13 protein-coding genes are annotated in these 17207 nt (G+C 29.3%); 3 read left to right on the plus strand and 10 right to left on the minus strand.

Annotated features, from left to right (window positions below):
• Positions 1-134: 134 nt before the first annotated feature.
• Both F3K33_RS23145 and F3K33_RS23150 read right to left on the minus strand, forming a co-directional pair.
• Positions 135-1454: an MFS transporter gene (locus F3K33_RS23145; RefSeq protein ID WP_039769962.1), complete on the minus strand. Its 1320-nt coding sequence runs from the start codon at positions 1452-1454 to the stop codon at positions 135-137.
• Between the two features lie 212 nt (positions 1455-1666).
• Positions 1667-3904, minus strand: coding sequence for an FAD-dependent oxidoreductase (locus F3K33_RS23150; RefSeq protein ID WP_039769960.1), 2238 nt, complete (start codon positions 3902-3904; stop codon positions 1667-1669).
• Positions 3905-4316: 412 nt separating this feature from the next.
• Between F3K33_RS23150 and F3K33_RS23155 the strand changes: the two genes are divergently transcribed.
• Complete coding sequence (locus F3K33_RS23155) at positions 4317-5099, plus strand: helix-turn-helix domain-containing protein (protein ID WP_039769958.1); 783 nt, start codon at positions 4317-4319, stop codon at positions 5097-5099.
• Positions 5100-5268: 169 nt separating this feature from the next.
• Here the strand turns inward: F3K33_RS23155 and F3K33_RS23160 are convergent, their stop codons facing one another.
• Positions 5269-6306, minus strand: coding sequence for a nucleoid-associated protein (locus tag F3K33_RS23160; RefSeq protein ID WP_039769956.1), 1038 nt, complete (start codon positions 6304-6306; stop codon positions 5269-5271).
• Between the two features lie 204 nt (positions 6307-6510).
• The gene (gene nagE, locus F3K33_RS23165; RefSeq protein ID WP_039769954.1) at positions 6511-7947 is read right to left on the minus strand and encodes an N-acetylglucosamine-specific PTS transporter subunit IIBC; all 1437 of its coding nucleotides are present in this window, start codon (positions 7945-7947) and stop codon (positions 6511-6513) included.
• 408 nt (positions 7948-8355) lie between these two features.
• Between nagE and F3K33_RS23170 the strand changes: the two genes are divergently transcribed.
• Complete coding sequence (locus F3K33_RS23170; protein WP_039769952.1) at positions 8356-8853, plus strand: PTS sugar transporter subunit IIA; 498 nt, start codon at positions 8356-8358, stop codon at positions 8851-8853.
• Between the two features lie 44 nt (positions 8854-8897).
• Here the strand turns inward: F3K33_RS23170 and glcT are convergent, their stop codons facing one another.
• The 6 genes from glcT to F3K33_RS23200 all read right to left on the minus strand — a co-directional run bounded on the left by glcT (position 8898) and on the right by F3K33_RS23200 (position 16096).
• On the minus strand, positions 8898-9752 hold the full coding sequence (glcT, locus tag F3K33_RS23175; RefSeq protein ID WP_017211175.1) for a glucose PTS transporter transcription antiterminator GlcT: 855 nt from the start codon (positions 9750-9752) through the stop codon (positions 8898-8900).
• Positions 9753-10197: 445 nt separating this feature from the next.
• A complete protein-coding gene (locus F3K33_RS23180; RefSeq protein ID WP_039769948.1) occupies positions 10198-11475 on the minus strand; it encodes a PTS sugar transporter subunit IIC in 1278 nt (425 codons plus the stop codon).
• An 86-nt stretch (positions 11476-11561) separates the two neighbouring features.
• Positions 11562-12464, minus strand: coding sequence for an N-acetylglucosamine kinase (locus tag F3K33_RS23185; protein ID WP_039769946.1), 903 nt, complete (start codon positions 12462-12464; stop codon positions 11562-11564).
• A gap of 45 nt (positions 12465-12509) precedes the next feature.
• Positions 12510-12821 (minus strand): PTS lactose/cellobiose transporter subunit IIA, encoded by a 312-nt coding sequence (locus F3K33_RS23190; RefSeq protein ID WP_039769944.1) that lies wholly within the window; start codon positions 12819-12821, stop codon positions 12510-12512.
• 24 nt (positions 12822-12845) lie between these two features.
• Positions 12846-13154: a PTS sugar transporter subunit IIB gene (locus tag F3K33_RS23195; protein WP_039769942.1), complete on the minus strand. Its 309-nt coding sequence runs from the start codon at positions 13152-13154 to the stop codon at positions 12846-12848.
• 191 nt (positions 13155-13345) lie between these two features.
• A complete protein-coding gene (locus tag F3K33_RS23200; RefSeq protein WP_039769939.1) occupies positions 13346-16096 on the minus strand; it encodes a sigma-54-dependent transcriptional regulator in 2751 nt (916 codons plus the stop codon).
• Positions 16097-16501: 405 nt separating this feature from the next.
• Between F3K33_RS23200 and F3K33_RS23205 the strand changes: the two genes are divergently transcribed.
• A complete protein-coding gene (locus F3K33_RS23205) occupies positions 16502-17062 on the plus strand; it encodes a class IV adenylate cyclase (RefSeq protein ID WP_023973909.1) in 561 nt (186 codons plus the stop codon).
• Positions 17063-17207 lie beyond the last annotated feature (145 nt).

Consider the following 17207-nt stretch of genomic DNA (forward strand, 5'->3'; position numbering starts at 1 on the left):
TATTATTTTATTTAAAATAAGTTTTAAATATGTAAATTAAATCCATCTAAGAATAAAAGATAAAAGTTAATGCTGGTAACTAGCACTAACTTTTATCTCATCCAAAATTAAATATAAAACTTAATTATTTAATTCTAATTATTTTCTTCTATTTTTCCTACTATAAATATATATGATAATGCTCCTATTAAAGCTAAAATACCTATCAAAGCTATTGCTGGAGTAAAGTTACCTCCTGATACAATAATGCCTATTACAATTGGAATAACTATTGATGATAAAGCTCCAGTGCAGTTAAATACACCACCAGCTAATCCAACTAAATTTTTAGGTGCCAATAATGATACAAATATCCAAGTAATAGTTGCTAATCCATTACCGAAAAATGCTATAGCCATGAACATTACTATTAATGGAGTGCTATCAACAAAATTTGCTCCAATTATAGTTGTTGTTAATAATAATCCAATAATTATTGGAGTTTTTCTTGCTACTCCCATAGAAACTCCTTTTTTTATGAGCTTATCTGATACAAAACCTGAAACTAAAACACCACAAAATGCAGCCAAATATGGTACTGATGAAACAAAACCTGACTTTATAAAACTTAGATGTCTATATTCTACAAGGTATGTTGGAAACCAAGTTAAGAAAAACCAAAATGTTGATGATATAGTGAATTGACCAATATATATTCCTATAAGCTTACGGTTAGAGAACATCATCTTTAAATCGCTAAACTTGAACTGAGCTTTCTCCTTGGTAGTGGAATTATCTACATCCTCATCTTCTACTATACCTCCACCTTCTTTGATATAATTTAGCTCAGCATTATTTATACGTTTACTTTTACTTGGGTCTCTATATAATGCATACCAAACAATTGACCATGCTATCCCTACAAGTCCTGTAAGTATAAATAAGAATTTCCAACCAAACTTATCCTCTAATATAAATAGTAATGGGCTCACAAATGCTAATCCAACAAATTGAGCTGAAGAGTATATTGCAATAGCAGATGCTCTTTCATTTGTTGGAAACCAACTTGATGCCACCTTATTACTTGCTGGCATCACTGGGGCTTCAAAACATCCTATTGATAAACGTAAACCTAAAAGTGATCCAAATCCACCTACAATACTTTGTAATAATGTAGCTAATGACCATATAAATAAACTACATGCATATACAGCACGAGGCTTAAATCTATCAACTAAGTATCCGCTAGGTATTTGCAATGCAGCATATACCCATCCAAACGCTGAAAATATTAATCCCATTTGAACAGTTGATAATTTCAAATCTTTAGACATATGAGATGCTGCTACAGATATATTTGAACGATCCATGTAATTTATTACTATATTTATAAATATTAGAGCTAATACTAAATATCTTACTCTAGTTGGCTTCTCTTCAGTCAAATTAGTCTTATAATTATTATTTATATTCATATTGTTTATTCCTTCCTATCTTTAAATAAATTATTCTCTATTTAGACGAATTGAAGAAAATAGCGGTTTCAAAATATTATGATTATTTTTAATCATAATACATAGTAGCTTGTGCTTACATCTGTTATGATAATTTTCTGAAACAGTATAGCGGAAAATAACCTTGTAAGATTGACTTGCTATTTTCTAATTGCGCCTTCTTGAAGCATATCTTAGTACACTCTCACCTCAATTATCTCAGCTTTCCTGCATCCATTTGTTGATTCAATGGTAACTCTAATTTTATTTGCTAAAATCTTACCTACATTTTTAAATATTTCTTTTCGCTTACGATTATTTTTCTTAGATGCAATAACCTCCCATTTATTATCCTTCCATATGGAAACCTTGTAATCTTTAACTAATTCAGGCATTACAGAAAAATCAGTGTAATGGTGATGAAGATTTATAAGATCTTCGTTTACATCATCGTTAAATGTAATATGAATTTCGTTAATTTCAATATCATTTTCCCATTCAAGTTGTATCCACTCATCTGTATCTTTAATATCTTCTGATATCCACATATGAGGACCTCCATAAGGTCTTGAGTAACCATCTATAATTTTACCAGGAGAATATGCATTTGTTTCACCATGAATTCTAAAGCAAAATTCTTTTCTAGCCATTTCTTTCATAGACCACTCAACAATTGGATTTATACCAATATAATCATCAAGATTTGTATTTTTTATAGCCTTTTTAGTAAATGAAAGTACACCTGTTAATTGTTCATAAGATAAATGTATTGTAATTTTATCATTAGCCTTTACAACCAAAAATAGATTTCTTGCCACTTCTGATTCTAATACAAAGTCGCTCTTAACCCATTTATTTCTTCCTTTTTCCACTTGTACTTTTTTCTTCTTCAAAAGATTTTTAGGAATATAGTTTTCTGCTCTGCCTGTATCCCAAAGTTCTACTTCCAATGTAGTCTGTTCTAAGCTAGAAATTAGTATTTCTATATCTTCAACTCTGTTTTCTATTGGAAATAAAATTCCTATATCTGTAGTCAACCTATATTCATCGTTAGAATTTACGACTTCAATTTTCTTTAATGATGTAGATGCCATAATAGATGCTGATCTAGCCTTATCTTCCATGTCCTCATTTTTTATTCCTATAATAGATCCATCTTGCCTTAATAAAATCTGCTGTAATTTCTTTATATGCTTCATATATAAATTCCTAGGAATAATTTTGTATTCTATACACATTGCTGCCGCTAATCCAACAGCTTCTCCTATAGTAGCACAAGTTGCCATAACTCTAGTTGCTCCAAAAGCTATATGTGATGCGCTAATATTCCTTCCAGCAAACATCAAATTCGATACGTTTACAGAATATGTGGAACGAAACGGTATATGAAATATTCCATCAGCTTGTATATTTCTCGAGCCACAGCTTTCCTCATATATTCCTTTCTCAGGATGAAGATCTATTGACCAACCACCAAAAGCTATTCTATCATCAAATTCAGTCTGTTCAATAATATCATTTTGATTTAAAACGTAATCTCCTATAAATCTCCTATATTCTCTTTTACCTGGAATTGACCCAACCCACTCTAATGTTAGATTATCTGCATCATAATTTCCCGAATTTTTTATATAATCCCATATTCCATATACTAGTGCCCATAACTCATCTTTTATTATTTCATTGTCTTTTACTATATCAACTTCCCCACCTAGCTCTATCCACCAATAGCAGCAACCTGAGTCATTGGATTTTATAACTCTATTCTTTGGAATACTAGTTTTACTTATATCTTTTGCAAAATTAGGTGGAATAAATTTAACTGGATGTCCAGCATCTTTAGTATAAAATAATATAGTACTTCCTAATAAAATTTTATCTTCCTTTTCTGGCGCCAATAATTCATTATATTTATATCTTGATTCTCTTCCTAAATTATATTTAGCACCAGCTAATGCTCCAATAAATCCATCTCCGGAACAATCTAGATATACCTCACTTTCAAATTTTGTCTTAGTTTCTGCTCCAATTGTCCACCCTGTAACAGATTTTATTTTATTTTCTTTTTCTCCTTCAATTAAATCGATTTCTGATACTTCTGTATTTAAAAATAAAGAAATATTTTTTTCATCTTTTACCTTTTCTAATAGTAGCATGTCCCAAAAGTATGGATTTCCATCTGGATTGCGATACTGATTTTCTAAAAACAATTCTCCCATAATTCCAGTTTCTCTGGCATATCTGTTTACTCCATGTTTTGTTGCTCCACATACCCATACACGAATTTCACTACTAGAATTTCCACCTAAAATTCCGCGATTTTGCACTAAAGAAACACTTTTACCATTTCTAGCAGCAGAAATAGCTGCACACACACCTGCTAAACCACCACCTATTACGGTTATATCCTTTTTTACATTTTTGTAATTCATAATTCGCTCCCTTTATAGATATATTAATCCTAATGTCTACATCTATTTAGTGTTTTAATATTTACAATGCATTGTATCGTTTTTTAATAATCAGCTTCAAATTGAGTCTATCACTATCATATCCCACACTGATTATATCTTTATAATATATTAGGACATTAATTTTTTGAATTCACTAACGTATCATCTGCATATACTTTATTTCATATATTAGATATAACAATTATTATCTATACAAAATATAAATATCTTAAAAAAGAAATATCCAGCATTCACATATTCTGCAATCAAAATTTCTATATAAATACAGATATAATTACTTTAATTATTTTTTAAATGTTTACATTTCACTTCTATTTTCTTATAATTCTTCTATGGCATAATCTTCTTAGCTCTTAAAGGAGGCTTATTGATGTTTGATTTAAATAATCTTAATGTAAATATTAATCAACATATTTTTTGGGATAAAAAAGAACATTTTCTATTGGATGAAGACATAGATTCGAACTGGGTACTTTACGCTATTGAAGATGGTGAATGCAGTTACGAAGTTGAATCTCATAAAGGAAAATGTAAATTTGGTGATATTGTAATTTGTCCACCCGGAATAATTTTTAAAAGAGAGGTCATTACCACTCTTACATTTCACTTCATAAACTTTTCAATAAATTCTGGAGATGATACTTCATCTTTTCCAGTTGGTAAAATATCTGTATCAGATTTAAAAAGACTTAATAATATGTACTACTATTTAAAGCTATATAGTCACAATAACAATATTGAGTTAAACCAATGGAAAAGCTCATTGATAAGCGATATTATGAAATTATATTATATAGAAACTCAGTATAGCAGTTCCCCAAAAAACTTTGTTCAAGATGAAATTATAAACTATTCACTAAAGTACTTAAATAAATACGCTTATGAATCCATTAAAATCAAAGATTTTTCAGCTTCGCTAGGACTTAGTTCTGTTCAGTTTACTAGACGATTTCACAAGTGTATAGGAACCACTCCTATTGAATATATAACTTCTTTAAGATTAAGAAGAGCTCAAGTATTATTGCTCAGAACCGAAGATACATTAGATTGTATTGCTTCAAAATGCGGATATGATAACGGATTTTATCTTAGTAGGGTCTTTGCCAAGAACTTAGGCATATCACCTTCTGATTACAGAAAAAAATACCGGTAATAAATTCATATAAAATAAAAATCTACTATATTTATATGTTGGTTGCACAATATAAATATAGTAGATTCTTAAGAACTTGCTGTGAATCAGCCAGCACAAAATAAACTATTTAGAGCCTTTACTTTCTCAAATATAAAGCAAATAGCAACAAACTATAGAGCCTAATTATCTACTTTTCTATATAATTAATCACATTTTTTACTATTAAATTAATAGTTCCATCGCCGTTTCTTTGTATCTCAAACTTGCTAGGGTCGTGATATGTCTCTTCATTGATATATAAATCAATTTGTTTATCAATATTAAGTCTGACCCTTTTTAATTTTTTCTCAACCCACGTTTTATCAACAGCAACTTCTTCTTGCAGTCCTTGTTGTTTTATATAAGTTGAAAACTCTTCTTTCGCTTGGGGATGATCATTAAATAATTCAGCTGAAAACTCATCTATATTAATAGAATCTTCTTCTTTTAATTTAGTTTTTATTGCAGTTCTAATCTCTTCAGCTCTTCCTGCATCATTTGTAACATTTTCTCTAGTCCAGTTCTCTGCTGCCTTTACAAAAGTTTTGGTCATATCTCTTTCATTTGTGACAATACTTGCACCTAAGAATGTGTTTATAAAATAATTTGCCCCATACTCATCTTCCTTACTACCTTTTTGCTTATCTAAAATCATTAGATTATATTTATCCTCTTCTATAATTGGTTTAATAAATGCAGCTTTTTGAATCCTTTGCCCACTTCCTGGAAGCCCTGCTGCTTGAGGTACTATACCTATACCTATTTTCTGGTCTATAAATTGAACTTCATGAGTAAAATTTTTAACGTAATCCATCTTAAGTATTCCTACCATTGGACCTTGATCTGTAGTTAAAGACACTATTATTAAATCTCCCGACGGGATATTCACATTTCCTTTCATTATTATGAATAACTGCCTAGCTAATTCTTTAGATAGATTAACTAAGTTATTGTTTACTCCAGTCAAATAATCCTGAGCTACCTCTTTAACTATATTTCTTTCTGGATTAAACTTTCCATATTTAAGTTCATCATCCTTGAAACATTTTTCTAGATGCTTATGTAAGAAAAAATATATATCTTCGTCTAATTCCAAACTATATTCGTTTAAAATAGGTTCTTCACCATTACTATCTAATATATGAATAACTGATTCATTTATATTAATCTCATTTATGTATTCCATACTTTCACCACCAAATAAATTTATACATTAGATATTATAAACTTTAAGTAAATTAAAAAAAAGACTTAAAGCATACAAAAAAAATGGAAAAGAGTCTGATATAAAACTTAATTTCTTATATCATCAATCTCTTTTCCACATTTTTCAAATATTCTTAATTTATTAATCAGATAATTTTCCTAATCTAATTATTGATCTTCAAATTTACTTACATAATTTTTTAAATTCATCTGCTACAAATTGCACCTGTGTTCCTACAACAACTTGTACGCTTGTTTTTCCTGGTCTTATTATTCCAGATACACCTGCTGATTTAATAACTTTTTCATCTACAGCAGCTTGATCTTTAATTTCTAAACGTAATCTAGTTACACAATTATCTATAGATACTACGTTTTCTTTTCCTCCAACACCCTTTAATATTACAGCTGCCACTTGAGTATAATCATTATTCGCAAGTTTTACATTTAGTTCTTCAGTGTCATCATCTTCCCTACCAGGTGTCTTTAAATTAAATTTTGTAATTGCAAAACGGAATGTTACATAATAGATTACTGCAAATACTAAACCTATTGGGATTAACATTATTGGATTTTCTGCCATAGGCGCTTTAAAACTTAAGAACCAATCTACAAATCCAGCACTAAAGTTAAATCCAGCTCTTACTGGTAATAATGTACATACAAATGCTGAAATTCCTGTTAATCCAGCATGAAGAACATATAAACCTGGAGCTAAGAACATAAATGCAAATTCTAATGGTTCTGTAACACCTGTGAAGAATGAAGATATTGCTGCTGCTAATAATAAACCATATACCGCTTTCTTCTTCTTATCTTTAGCTGTATGGTACATAGCTAATGCTCCCGCTGGTAATCCAAACATCATTACTGGGAAGAATCCAGTCATATACATCCCAGTTACTCCTTGTGTTCCTTTACCTGACCAGAAGTTACCAAGGTCATTAATTCCAGCTACATCAAACCAGAATACTGAGTTTAGTGCATGGTGAAGACCAAATGGTATTAATAATCTATTGAAGAATGCATAAATACCAGATCCAACTGCACCTGTTGATACAATAGCTTCACCAAATGCTACTAATGCACCATAAATAAGAGGCCATGCAAAGAATAATACTATAGATGCAACTATTGAATATGCTGCAGTTACAATTGCAACGCATCTTTTTCCACTAAAGAATCCCAATGCATCTGGTAATTTAACACTTTTAAATCTGTTATAACAAGCTGCACCTATTAAACCTGATAAAATACCAATAAATTGTGTTTGAGTTTTAGCGAATGCTGGCGCTACCTCTTTAACATCAATTCCCTTAAACATTGCTACAGCTCCTGTAGATAATAATGTTGTAATCATAAGCCATGAAACAAGTCCTGCAAGTCCTGCTGTACCGTCATTATCATCTGACATTCCTACACCTACACCAATTGCAAACAAAATTCCCATATTGTCAATTAAAGCACTACCTGCTTTTAGCATAAAAGCTGAAGCAATGTTATTTGCTCCCCAGCCTGTAGGGTCAAGCCAATAACCAAGACCCATTAAAATACTTGCAACGGGTAAACAAGCTACTGGAAGCATTAAGGATTTTCCTAATTTTTGTAAATACTTCATCATAATAATATAATTCCCCTTCCATAATAATTAATAAAATTTATTTTAAGGATTGTTATATCCCTAAATGCATTATAATTCTTATGAGCATGTATCCTTTTCAGCAAATAAAAAAGCTGAAAAGGATAAATTATATTATCCCTTTCAGCTAATGCCCTGATTTAATCGGTTACACGCCAAAGATCGTATTCTTATACACTCATATTATTCTATTTTTATTCTATAGTCAATACCCTTTTTTATTTTTTTATTGTTGACACTAATTGTATGAAATAATATAATTAGTACATAAATGTGTTACTGTTTAATCAGGCATAAGTTTGCGTAATTCGGAAACTTATGCTTTTTTATTACCAATAAATAACAGAATGAAAGGAAGTGACTGTTCCTGTTTAATCGGGAATATTAAGTATGTTTAATTTTTTTAAGAAGAATTCAAAGGACTCAAATAAAGAAGCAAAATTAGTTGCACCTATAACTGGTAAAACAATAGATTTATCAAAAGTGCCAGATAAAGTTTTTGCAGAAAAAATGGCTGGAGACGGGCTTGCAATAGATACTACTGGAGATATAGTAGTTTCACCTGCTGACGGAACCTTAACATTAGTATTTAATACAAAGCATGCATTTGCAATTACTCTTGATAATGGAGCTGAGTTATTAGTTCATATAGGTATCGATACTGTTTCTTTAAATGGTGAAGGTTTTGAACAATTAGCTAAAGCTGGAACTAAAGTTAAAGCTGGGACTCCAATTATAAAAATAGATAGGGATTTTATTTTAGGAAAAGGTTTTTCTTTGATCACTCCAGTCCTTGTTACAAACATGGATATAATCAAGGATTTAAATTCAAATATTGATAAAGAAGTTGTTGCTGGAGAAGATGAAGTAATTACTTTTACTTTATAAAAAAAATGGCTAACATGTTTTTATTAATATGTTAGCCATTTTAATTAGAGTTTTATTGTAGCTTTTCTAAATCTCTCTATATGCATTGCTAGATATGCTATTTCATCATCTGAAACTTTCTTTTCTAGCTTTAAAACTAATATTTTTGCTACACCCTTAGATACCTTATATGATAATTTATATTTTGATTTTATTTCTTTTATAAAGTCATTTTCAATAGATATGTCATCTAAAATTCTTTTAATTGCAAATCTCAAATGTGTGAGAAATCTGGCATAATCTAATGATGTTTTGTCTATTTTTATTTCAGTTTTTTCTTCTACATATTCAATTATTGAATTTATCAAATGTGTATTTTTTATAGTATTGGATAGCTTACCTGAATTTCTAGCAGAATGGATATGTAATGCTATGAATCCAATTTCTCCTTCTGGAATTTTTACCTTTTTTTCATTTTGTAAAACTTCCGCAACTTTTTCTGCTAACGAATATTCTTGTGGATATAATGCTCTAATTTCCATAAGAAATGGATTTTCTATTTCTTCTTTGTCCGAAAGCCTTTTCACTGCAAAATTCAAATGATCTACTAATGCGACGTGTATTCTCTCATCCAAATTTTCTTTCAATTCATTTGCGACATATGATATCATCTTTTCGCATAGCACAAAAAATTCTTCATCAACGTTTTCAATTACTTGTTTAAAGTTTCTTAAGTTATCCTCATCTTCAATAACAAATATCTTTTCAACCTCAGTACCCTTTTCAATGGCATCTCCAGACTTTCTACCGAATCCAATTCCCTTTGCAAAAAGTATTCTTTCCTTTCCATTCATGTTTACGGAAACTATATTGTTGTTATAAGATTTTATTATAGTTGCTGGATCAATAATTTTACTCATATGACCACCCTTTTTATTATTTATAGAATTTTCTAATCTTTAGCAAATCACTTATCATCTAAATTAATACATTATTTAGAAAATATAAATGACCTTATTAATCTTATAAAACGATTCTATCATTAACCTTATTATTTAAATACTTTACTTATACTTAGCCGTTAGTATCTATTATGATTCTTTTAAATCATATAAATCTAATATATTAATAATAGCTTAATATATTATTTATTGTAAAGCACAGATTTAAGAAATCTTAAGATATAAATAGAAAGCAGATTCCTAAGAATCTGCTACATTTCATAACTCACAAATGTAATAAATGGACTAATATAAATATATTAATTAAAATTCCATTTATTACTCAATATTCAATATAGAGTATTAAGAATATTCTACTAAGAAACATTATAAATAACTATCCTAAAATCCTTTATTAAAATTCCTATTTTACATTTTCTTTTCTTAATTCTTGCCTTCCAGCAACATATACAAATGGAAGATATATTAATATACTTACAATTAAACAAATAAGAGCTGTAACTCCACCCATGATTGAGTTTGTAGATATAATTGCACCCAAAATTGGCGGTGTTGTCCATGTTGCCATTATTGCTACCTTTGGTACAAAACCAATGACTGTTAATATATATGCTATAGTTAATGAAACTATAGGAGATAATATAAACGGAATAAAATAGATTGGATTTAAAACTATTGGTGCACCATATATTACTGGTTCATTTATATTAAATATTCCTGGTGCTATACCTAAATTTGCAATTGCCCTTTGTTGTGCACCTGCTTTTCGCCCTAATACATATATTGCAATTAATAATGCTATTGAAGTTCCTGCTCCACCCATATTTACATACGAATCTAAAAATTGACTATTCAATATATTTTCTGGCTGTAATCCATTTGTTATTGCTTCTGTATTAGCTAAAAGCAATGGAAGTAATAATGCATTTATTACTGGTGCTAATATATTTGAACCATGTAGACCAAAAAACCATAATACATGCACCAATAATACTATTACAAATACTCCCAAAAAGCTTCCTGCAATTAATTGTAATGGTTTCTGTAGAGTAAAGAATAATGCCTGATGTATATCTGGTACACTCATAACTATAAATAATTCCTTAATTCCCGCTGCTAATGCTAAAATTATTATTGTTGGTAACAATGCTGCAAATGATCTTGAAACTGCTGGTGGTACTCCACTAGGCATTTTTATTACTAATTTAGGATTGCCTATTAACTTTACGAAAATCTCTGTAGATACTAATGATACTATCAATGAAATAAATAAACCTTGTGCCCCTAAAAAAGTTAATGGAAATGCTCCTCCATCTGGTGTTGTTGCATATAGAATCATCGATGCCGCAACTGATACTATTCCAGCTCCTAAGCCATCCTTATCATACGATCTTGCTAAATGATATGATATCGTAAATACAACTAATATTGACATAATTGCATAAGAACCATTCCATATAGATCCTCCCCAGCTTTTCCAACCTGCTGGTAATAGCCAATCCATAAAATTTTGATACCATTTAAATCCTATATTATTGAACAATACTGCAAATGCACCAGCCATTATAATCGGTGTTATTGTAGCAAATCCGTCACGTATAGCAACTAAATGCCTTTGTGAACCAATCTTAAATGCAATTGGAACAAAGTGCTCCTCCATCCATTCAAAAAATTTATTCATAATTATTTCCTCCCCCATATCTAAGATTTATTTGAAATAAAGTCAAAACTCATCCATGGCTCTATATAGTCTAGTATAATATTTACCTAAACATTACTTTCTCTCTTCGCTTTATTAATATAATAAGCACCCATTGTAGGTGAAATTTCATCATCTACTATATCCTCAATAACTATATTTTCTCTTAGGTACTTTTCAAAAGATTTTCTTAATATCTTTGCTTTTCTTATAACTCCACCGACCAAGGCAATAGAGCAGCTTTCAAATTTTAATTTTCTATACACATTTATAACAGTCTTAGCCAAATCTGCTCCTTCATTAACCAATATTTCTTCAGCTATCTTATTTCCTTCCTCTCCCAATATTGAAACTATTTCTGCTAAAGATGCTATCTCGTCTTTAGTAGACGAATATACAAAATTTACTACTTCGCCTATTGATTTAGCACCTAACCTTTTCATAATTCTCGTAGTTAATTCTGATTTTAGCAAGGAATTTTCCTCTTCAAATATCATTCTTTTTATAGCATCAATTGCTATTTTATATCCACTCCCTTCATCTCCTAATAAGTTGCCCCATCCCCCACATCTTACACTTGAATTATTTTTAACTCCAAATGCTATCGATCCAGTCCCTGCTATTGTCAATATTCCATCATTCCCCCTTAACATAGCTTTTAGGGCTATTTCAGCATCGTTCATAAGTACACAGTCAGTCTTAAGTTCATTTTTTATTATATCTTTTATAATTTTTGCATTATCTCCGACTTCCGATCCTGCAATGCCAAGATATAAATCTACAAGTTCGTCTTCTTTAAGAACATCTATTATTTCTCTTATTGAATCTACTATATTATTTAGTGCTTTTTCTCTATTATTTAGCAAATTTGCGAATCCTTTTACAGAAGTAACTATAATATTTCCTTGAAAGTCATAAGCTACTGCTTCCGTTTTTGTTCCTCCACCATCGACACCTATGATGTATTTCATACTATCACTACCTTCTCCTTAACTTTAAGTAAATATATAATTAGACTAACATATATTGTTATTAAATTTTTCATGTATTTCTATAATTTCAACTGCCATAGACTTTAATGTCATACTAGTCATAAAGTGATCCTGAGCATGAATCATAAGTAAAGAAACTTCTGTTTTTTCTCCTCGTGCTTCCTTTTGTATTAAATATGTTTGAACATTATGTGCTTTTAATAATTCTACTTCTGCTTGTTCAATTAATTTTCTTGCTCCATCTATATTCCCACTTTTAGCGCATTGAATAGCTTCCATTGAATAACTTCTAACTTCTCCGCTATGCACTATAAGATTCATTATTGTTTCTTCCACAATGTTTCTCTCCTTTTCAATTATTTATTTTTTTATAAGATCTAGAGCTCTTTCTAAGACTTTTTCTCCATTCATTGTTCCATAATCAACTGTATTAATTACTTCTACGGATATATTCTTATCCGATAAATTAGCTTTAAATTTTGATAATAAAAATCTAACCTGAGGCCCCAGTAACAAAACATCTATCTTACCTATATATTCTTTAACATCTGCCTCTCCTACAGCTTTTATATTACATTCAATCCCTTTTTCTTCAGCTGACTTTTCCATTTTTGAAACTAATAAACTTGTGGACATTCCAGCTGAACAAACTAATAATATATTCTTCATTTTTAACCTCTCCTTAGATATTCTTATTTACTAGCACTCATCTATTACACTATTATATAAAGCAAGTTTTATACCAATATTATATTTATACACAAATAAATATAAATCATCTCATAATCACACAATTCATGAATCAAAGTGTGCAACTAAAAAAAATAGTGTGTAATTTAACTTACACACTGCTTTGGATATTACACATTAATTATATTTTCCTTAACAATTCTCACTATATAAGCTATCTCATTATCTCCTATATTTATATTATATGCACGCTCCAAGTCTTTTAAAATTTTCTTAATCAATGAAAATTCACTATTATACATATGACGATAATTTTCTAAATCTTTGAATTTCAATTCTTGACCACCATGCTTTAATTTATCTATAAGAAAAGTGATATGAATTAAAATTCCTATCTGTGTATCATGTTGAATTCTCACATTCAAATTTTCTTCTATTTTTCTTATTACATCTCTAATATCTGAAAATACCTTTATTGAATTTAATTCATTTAATTGACTACTCAATGCTTTTCTGACTTTTAAAAAATCATACTCAATGTCAATTAAATTCTCCAAATAATTTATTCCCTCACTCAAAAAAACATCTTGTGCTGATATAAAGGGAACATCTTCAATAACTATCTTTATAGTTCCTACAACTGCTAATATTATAAACTTCTCTTTTAACCTATTTACTTTTCTAAAAAACTCTTCCCTATCAGAAATATTAAGCGGTATAATTTTTACTTTTTCTATATTCTTCAAGTTATTACTTATTCTTATTTTTATTCTTTCTGCTGCTCCTTCGCCTGTAAAGCATGTAGTTATTATAACTAGTTCTTTATCGTATTTATTGTCTTCCTTAGAAACTTGCATAGAGGACTTTCCAATATCTCTGCATAAATTATATATTGAATCCAAACTTCTCCCATTAAAAGCTTTACTTCCTGCCTCTATAACAGTTAATGTTGTGACCATATCTATGGTTTTAATTTTTATTTCTAATTCGTTACTAATTATATCTCCAAAATTAACCAATGACCCCATATCAACAAGTAACAATATCCCTTTTTCATTATATATTTCTTTAACTTTTTTCTTAGCTTTCTCTAGCATATCCTCAGCCTTCATAGTTAGTGGCATATCTAGAGCTTGCACATATTCTTCTCCTATTAAAGAATTAGCTACCTCAGCCATGCTGCTAGCTGTACTTGTTCCATGCATCATTACTAGAACTCGCACCTTTTTCTCTAATTGTTCACTATTTTCATCATTACATGCAGCCAAAAACATAGTTATATAGCCTATTTCATCTAATGGGATATCTATATGAAATTCTTTTTCTGCAATTTTTATAATATCCATGGCCACAGCAAATTCTTCTCTATTTTCTACCCTTATAATATTAAGCTTAGGATGATATATCTTTTTTCCTGAATTAATCCTTTCGATGCTTCCCTGTAAATGAAGTGCTAACCCAAAATAAACTTTCTGGTCAAAATCCCTATTTAACTTTTCAGATGCTATACTCAACATTTTTTCTGCAACTGTAGCTACTTTAATGTTTACAATTTTGGCAATCTCATCTTTTTTAACATTTGTTGTTATATTACTAATATATCTTCTAAAATATTTTTCCAAATCAATATTTAGAATATCATTTATTTCTGTCTCATTAATTCCTCGTGCCTTTAAGTTTTCCATCTTATTTTCTATTATCGAATAAAAACTTTTATTTTCCGAGCCTTCTATTTGGTTTTCATGAAATTCAATATTTTTTAGTATACTATCTTCACTTGAAAATCTTAAAATATCAGCCATATCTTGAGATAAATTATCTATTTCTTTTCTGCATTCTCTAATTCTCATTATTCCTTTTTGAATTCTAGGTTGCAGATCACTTTTATCTACCAAAATATAATTATTTTTCTTAATCTTATAATTTAAAAATGCTTTAGCACAAGCTAATTGTATATCACTTTTTAATTGCCCTATATTATTAGGACAATCATATAGTAAAAATGAAATAATCGCATTTTTACTAATATATATGCTCTTTCCGATTCTTATAGATTCTTCTGTTATGAACTCGTTTAAAAGAAAATATCTTTCCTCTAATTTTCTTTCTCTTAATGTCGGCAATACTATCACCATTGGAATCCTTCTAGTAAATGTTTTCAAAAGATATGACTGTGGATTCTCCGTAGTAGCTGCTATAATCTGCACTTCAGATTTCACCTTTTTCTCAGTATCTCCAAGCTGCCTAAAATATCCCTTATCTATAAAAGTAAATAACATTTCTTGCCCCTGCGGTGATAACCTGTGTACTTCATCCAAAAAGAATATTCCTCCATCAGCTTTTTTTAACAAACCTTCTCTATCAGTATCTGCTCCTGTAAATGCACCTCTTCTTACTCCAAATATTTGTGCCACAACCAACTGAGGATTATCTGAGTAATCGGCACAATTAAATCTAATGAAAGGAGCTTCAGCAGCTATTATTTTAGAGTCTTTAGCAAAATTGTACATTGCTTCTGCAAATAGCGATTTTCCTACACCAGTTTCACCCAAAATAAGAGTATGTAAGCCTCTAGGAGGATATAATATTGCAGCTTTCGCTTGCTGTACAGGTAATTTAAGTGACTGATTTGAACCTATGAGCATTTCAAGGCTATCTCTATTTTTCACGATTATGTCCGATTTATTTTTAATTGAATTCATTTCATTCTTGTAACTTTTGATACTACTATATATAACTGGTCGTCCTTCTTTTTTATTTATCCTTTTTTCCTTATATAATTGGTTTAAATACCTACTTATATTTGTTCGGTCTATTCCTATATAAAATCCCAGTTCATCTGCTGTTATTCCTCTTCCTTTGCTCTTTTCAATCTCAATTAGACTCTTTATTACTTCTTCCTTTCTAAGTAACCCTTTCATTTAATATTATCCCCCACTCATAAGTAGTCCACATTAAAAACATAGAATTTATCCTTATAACTTTTAACCTATTATATAAATTCAAATATATATACTGTCTTATGTTTTTAACTTTCTAATATACATTTGAAATTTTCCTTTGAATTCTTCTACATAAATATTTGTGAAAACATAACTGGATACTACCAGTTTTGAATTCATTATATAATAATATTTTTATTTCTTGCAACCATATTCTTCATATTATTATAATTGTTTAGATAATTCTGCCTCTACTATAAATATGCCATATAAATCAATTTTACTAGCACAACTTTTAAAATTGCTATATTATATTATTATATAAAAATAAATATCTACTCTTTTTAAGTATTATTTATTAACTTTAACTAAGGAGGCTATTCTATGCAAGAGTTAGAAACTAGGATCGTTGATATTGATGTTGAAAATATAAGGAAAATTTTATTATCAAATGGTGCTGAAAAAGTTAAAATGGAAGATCAAGTAAATGATATATATGATTTTGAAGATGGACGTCTTTTAGATAAGAAAGGATATGCTAGAATAAGAACTATAAATGATATGATTAATAATAAAATCGTATATTTTATGACTACAAAAAAAATGCTATCCCAGGGCAGATTTAAAGTAATGGAAGAAAATGAGGTTATAATTGATAACAAAACTATGGGAGAAGGTATATTTAAATCTCTTGGACTAGTTCTGAAAGAATCTAATAAAAAATATAGAGAAAGCTATAAATTACTTGATTGCTTAATTGAAATTGATATTAATGACAAGAGTTTTTGTCCCTTCCCATATTTAGAAATTGAAACTACGTCGGAAGAAAAATTAGAAAGAGTAGTGAAGTTACTTGGATATACATTAGAAGATACAACCTCTCAAACAATATACGATATACTATCTGAAAGAGGATTGCTTAATAATGTCCCTAAAGGAATATAATTAAACTTTTATTCCATTAACTGTAAATTCACTATAGAATTATAAGTTTATATAATGTAAAATATACATAGAGATAGGTATACTTTTAAAATGAAATTTGTTTAGTTTACTTTTAAACTAAACTTTTTTTCTTATAAAAGGAGGA

This window comes from Clostridium beijerinckii (assembly GCF_008705175.1).
Lineage (GTDB): Bacteria > Bacillota > Clostridia > Clostridiales > Clostridiaceae > Clostridium > Clostridium beijerinckii.

What these genes read in the sequence shown, in the direction of transcription:
- F3K33_RS23160 (WP_039769956.1), bottom strand. Translation starts at nt 6,306, where the DNA reads ATGGAATACATAAATGAGATTAATATAAATGAATCAGTTATTCATATA.
- F3K33_RS23145 (WP_039769962.1), bottom strand. Translation starts at nt 1,454, where the DNA reads ATGAATATAAATAATAATTATAAGACTAATTTGACTGAAGAGAAGCCA.
- nagE (WP_039769954.1), bottom strand. Translation starts at nt 7,947, where the DNA reads ATGATGAAGTATTTACAAAAATTAGGAAAATCCTTAATGCTTCCAGTA.
- F3K33_RS23200 (WP_039769939.1), bottom strand. Translation starts at nt 16,096, where the DNA reads ATGAAAGGGTTACTTAGAAAGGAAGAAGTAATAAAGAGTCTAATTGAG.
- F3K33_RS23155 (WP_039769958.1), top strand. Translation starts at nt 4,317, where the DNA reads ATGTTTGATTTAAATAATCTTAATGTAAATATTAATCAACATATTTTT.
- F3K33_RS23170 (WP_039769952.1), top strand. Translation starts at nt 8,356, where the DNA reads ATGTTTAATTTTTTTAAGAAGAATTCAAAGGACTCAAATAAAGAAGCA.
- F3K33_RS23185 (WP_039769946.1), bottom strand. Translation starts at nt 12,464, where the DNA reads ATGAAATACATCATAGGTGTCGATGGTGGAGGAACAAAAACGGAAGCA.
- F3K33_RS23150 (WP_039769960.1), bottom strand. Translation starts at nt 3,904, where the DNA reads ATGAATTACAAAAATGTAAAAAAGGATATAACCGTAATAGGTGGTGGT.
- F3K33_RS23205 (WP_023973909.1), top strand. Translation starts at nt 16,502, where the DNA reads ATGCAAGAGTTAGAAACTAGGATCGTTGATATTGATGTTGAAAATATA.
- glcT (WP_017211175.1), bottom strand. Translation starts at nt 9,752, where the DNA reads ATGAGTAAAATTATTGATCCAGCAACTATAATAAAATCTTATAACAAC.
- F3K33_RS23195 (WP_039769942.1), bottom strand. Translation starts at nt 13,154, where the DNA reads ATGAAGAATATATTATTAGTTTGTTCAGCTGGAATGTCCACAAGTTTA.
- F3K33_RS23180 (WP_039769948.1), bottom strand. Translation starts at nt 11,475, where the DNA reads ATGAATAAATTTTTTGAATGGATGGAGGAGCACTTTGTTCCAATTGCA.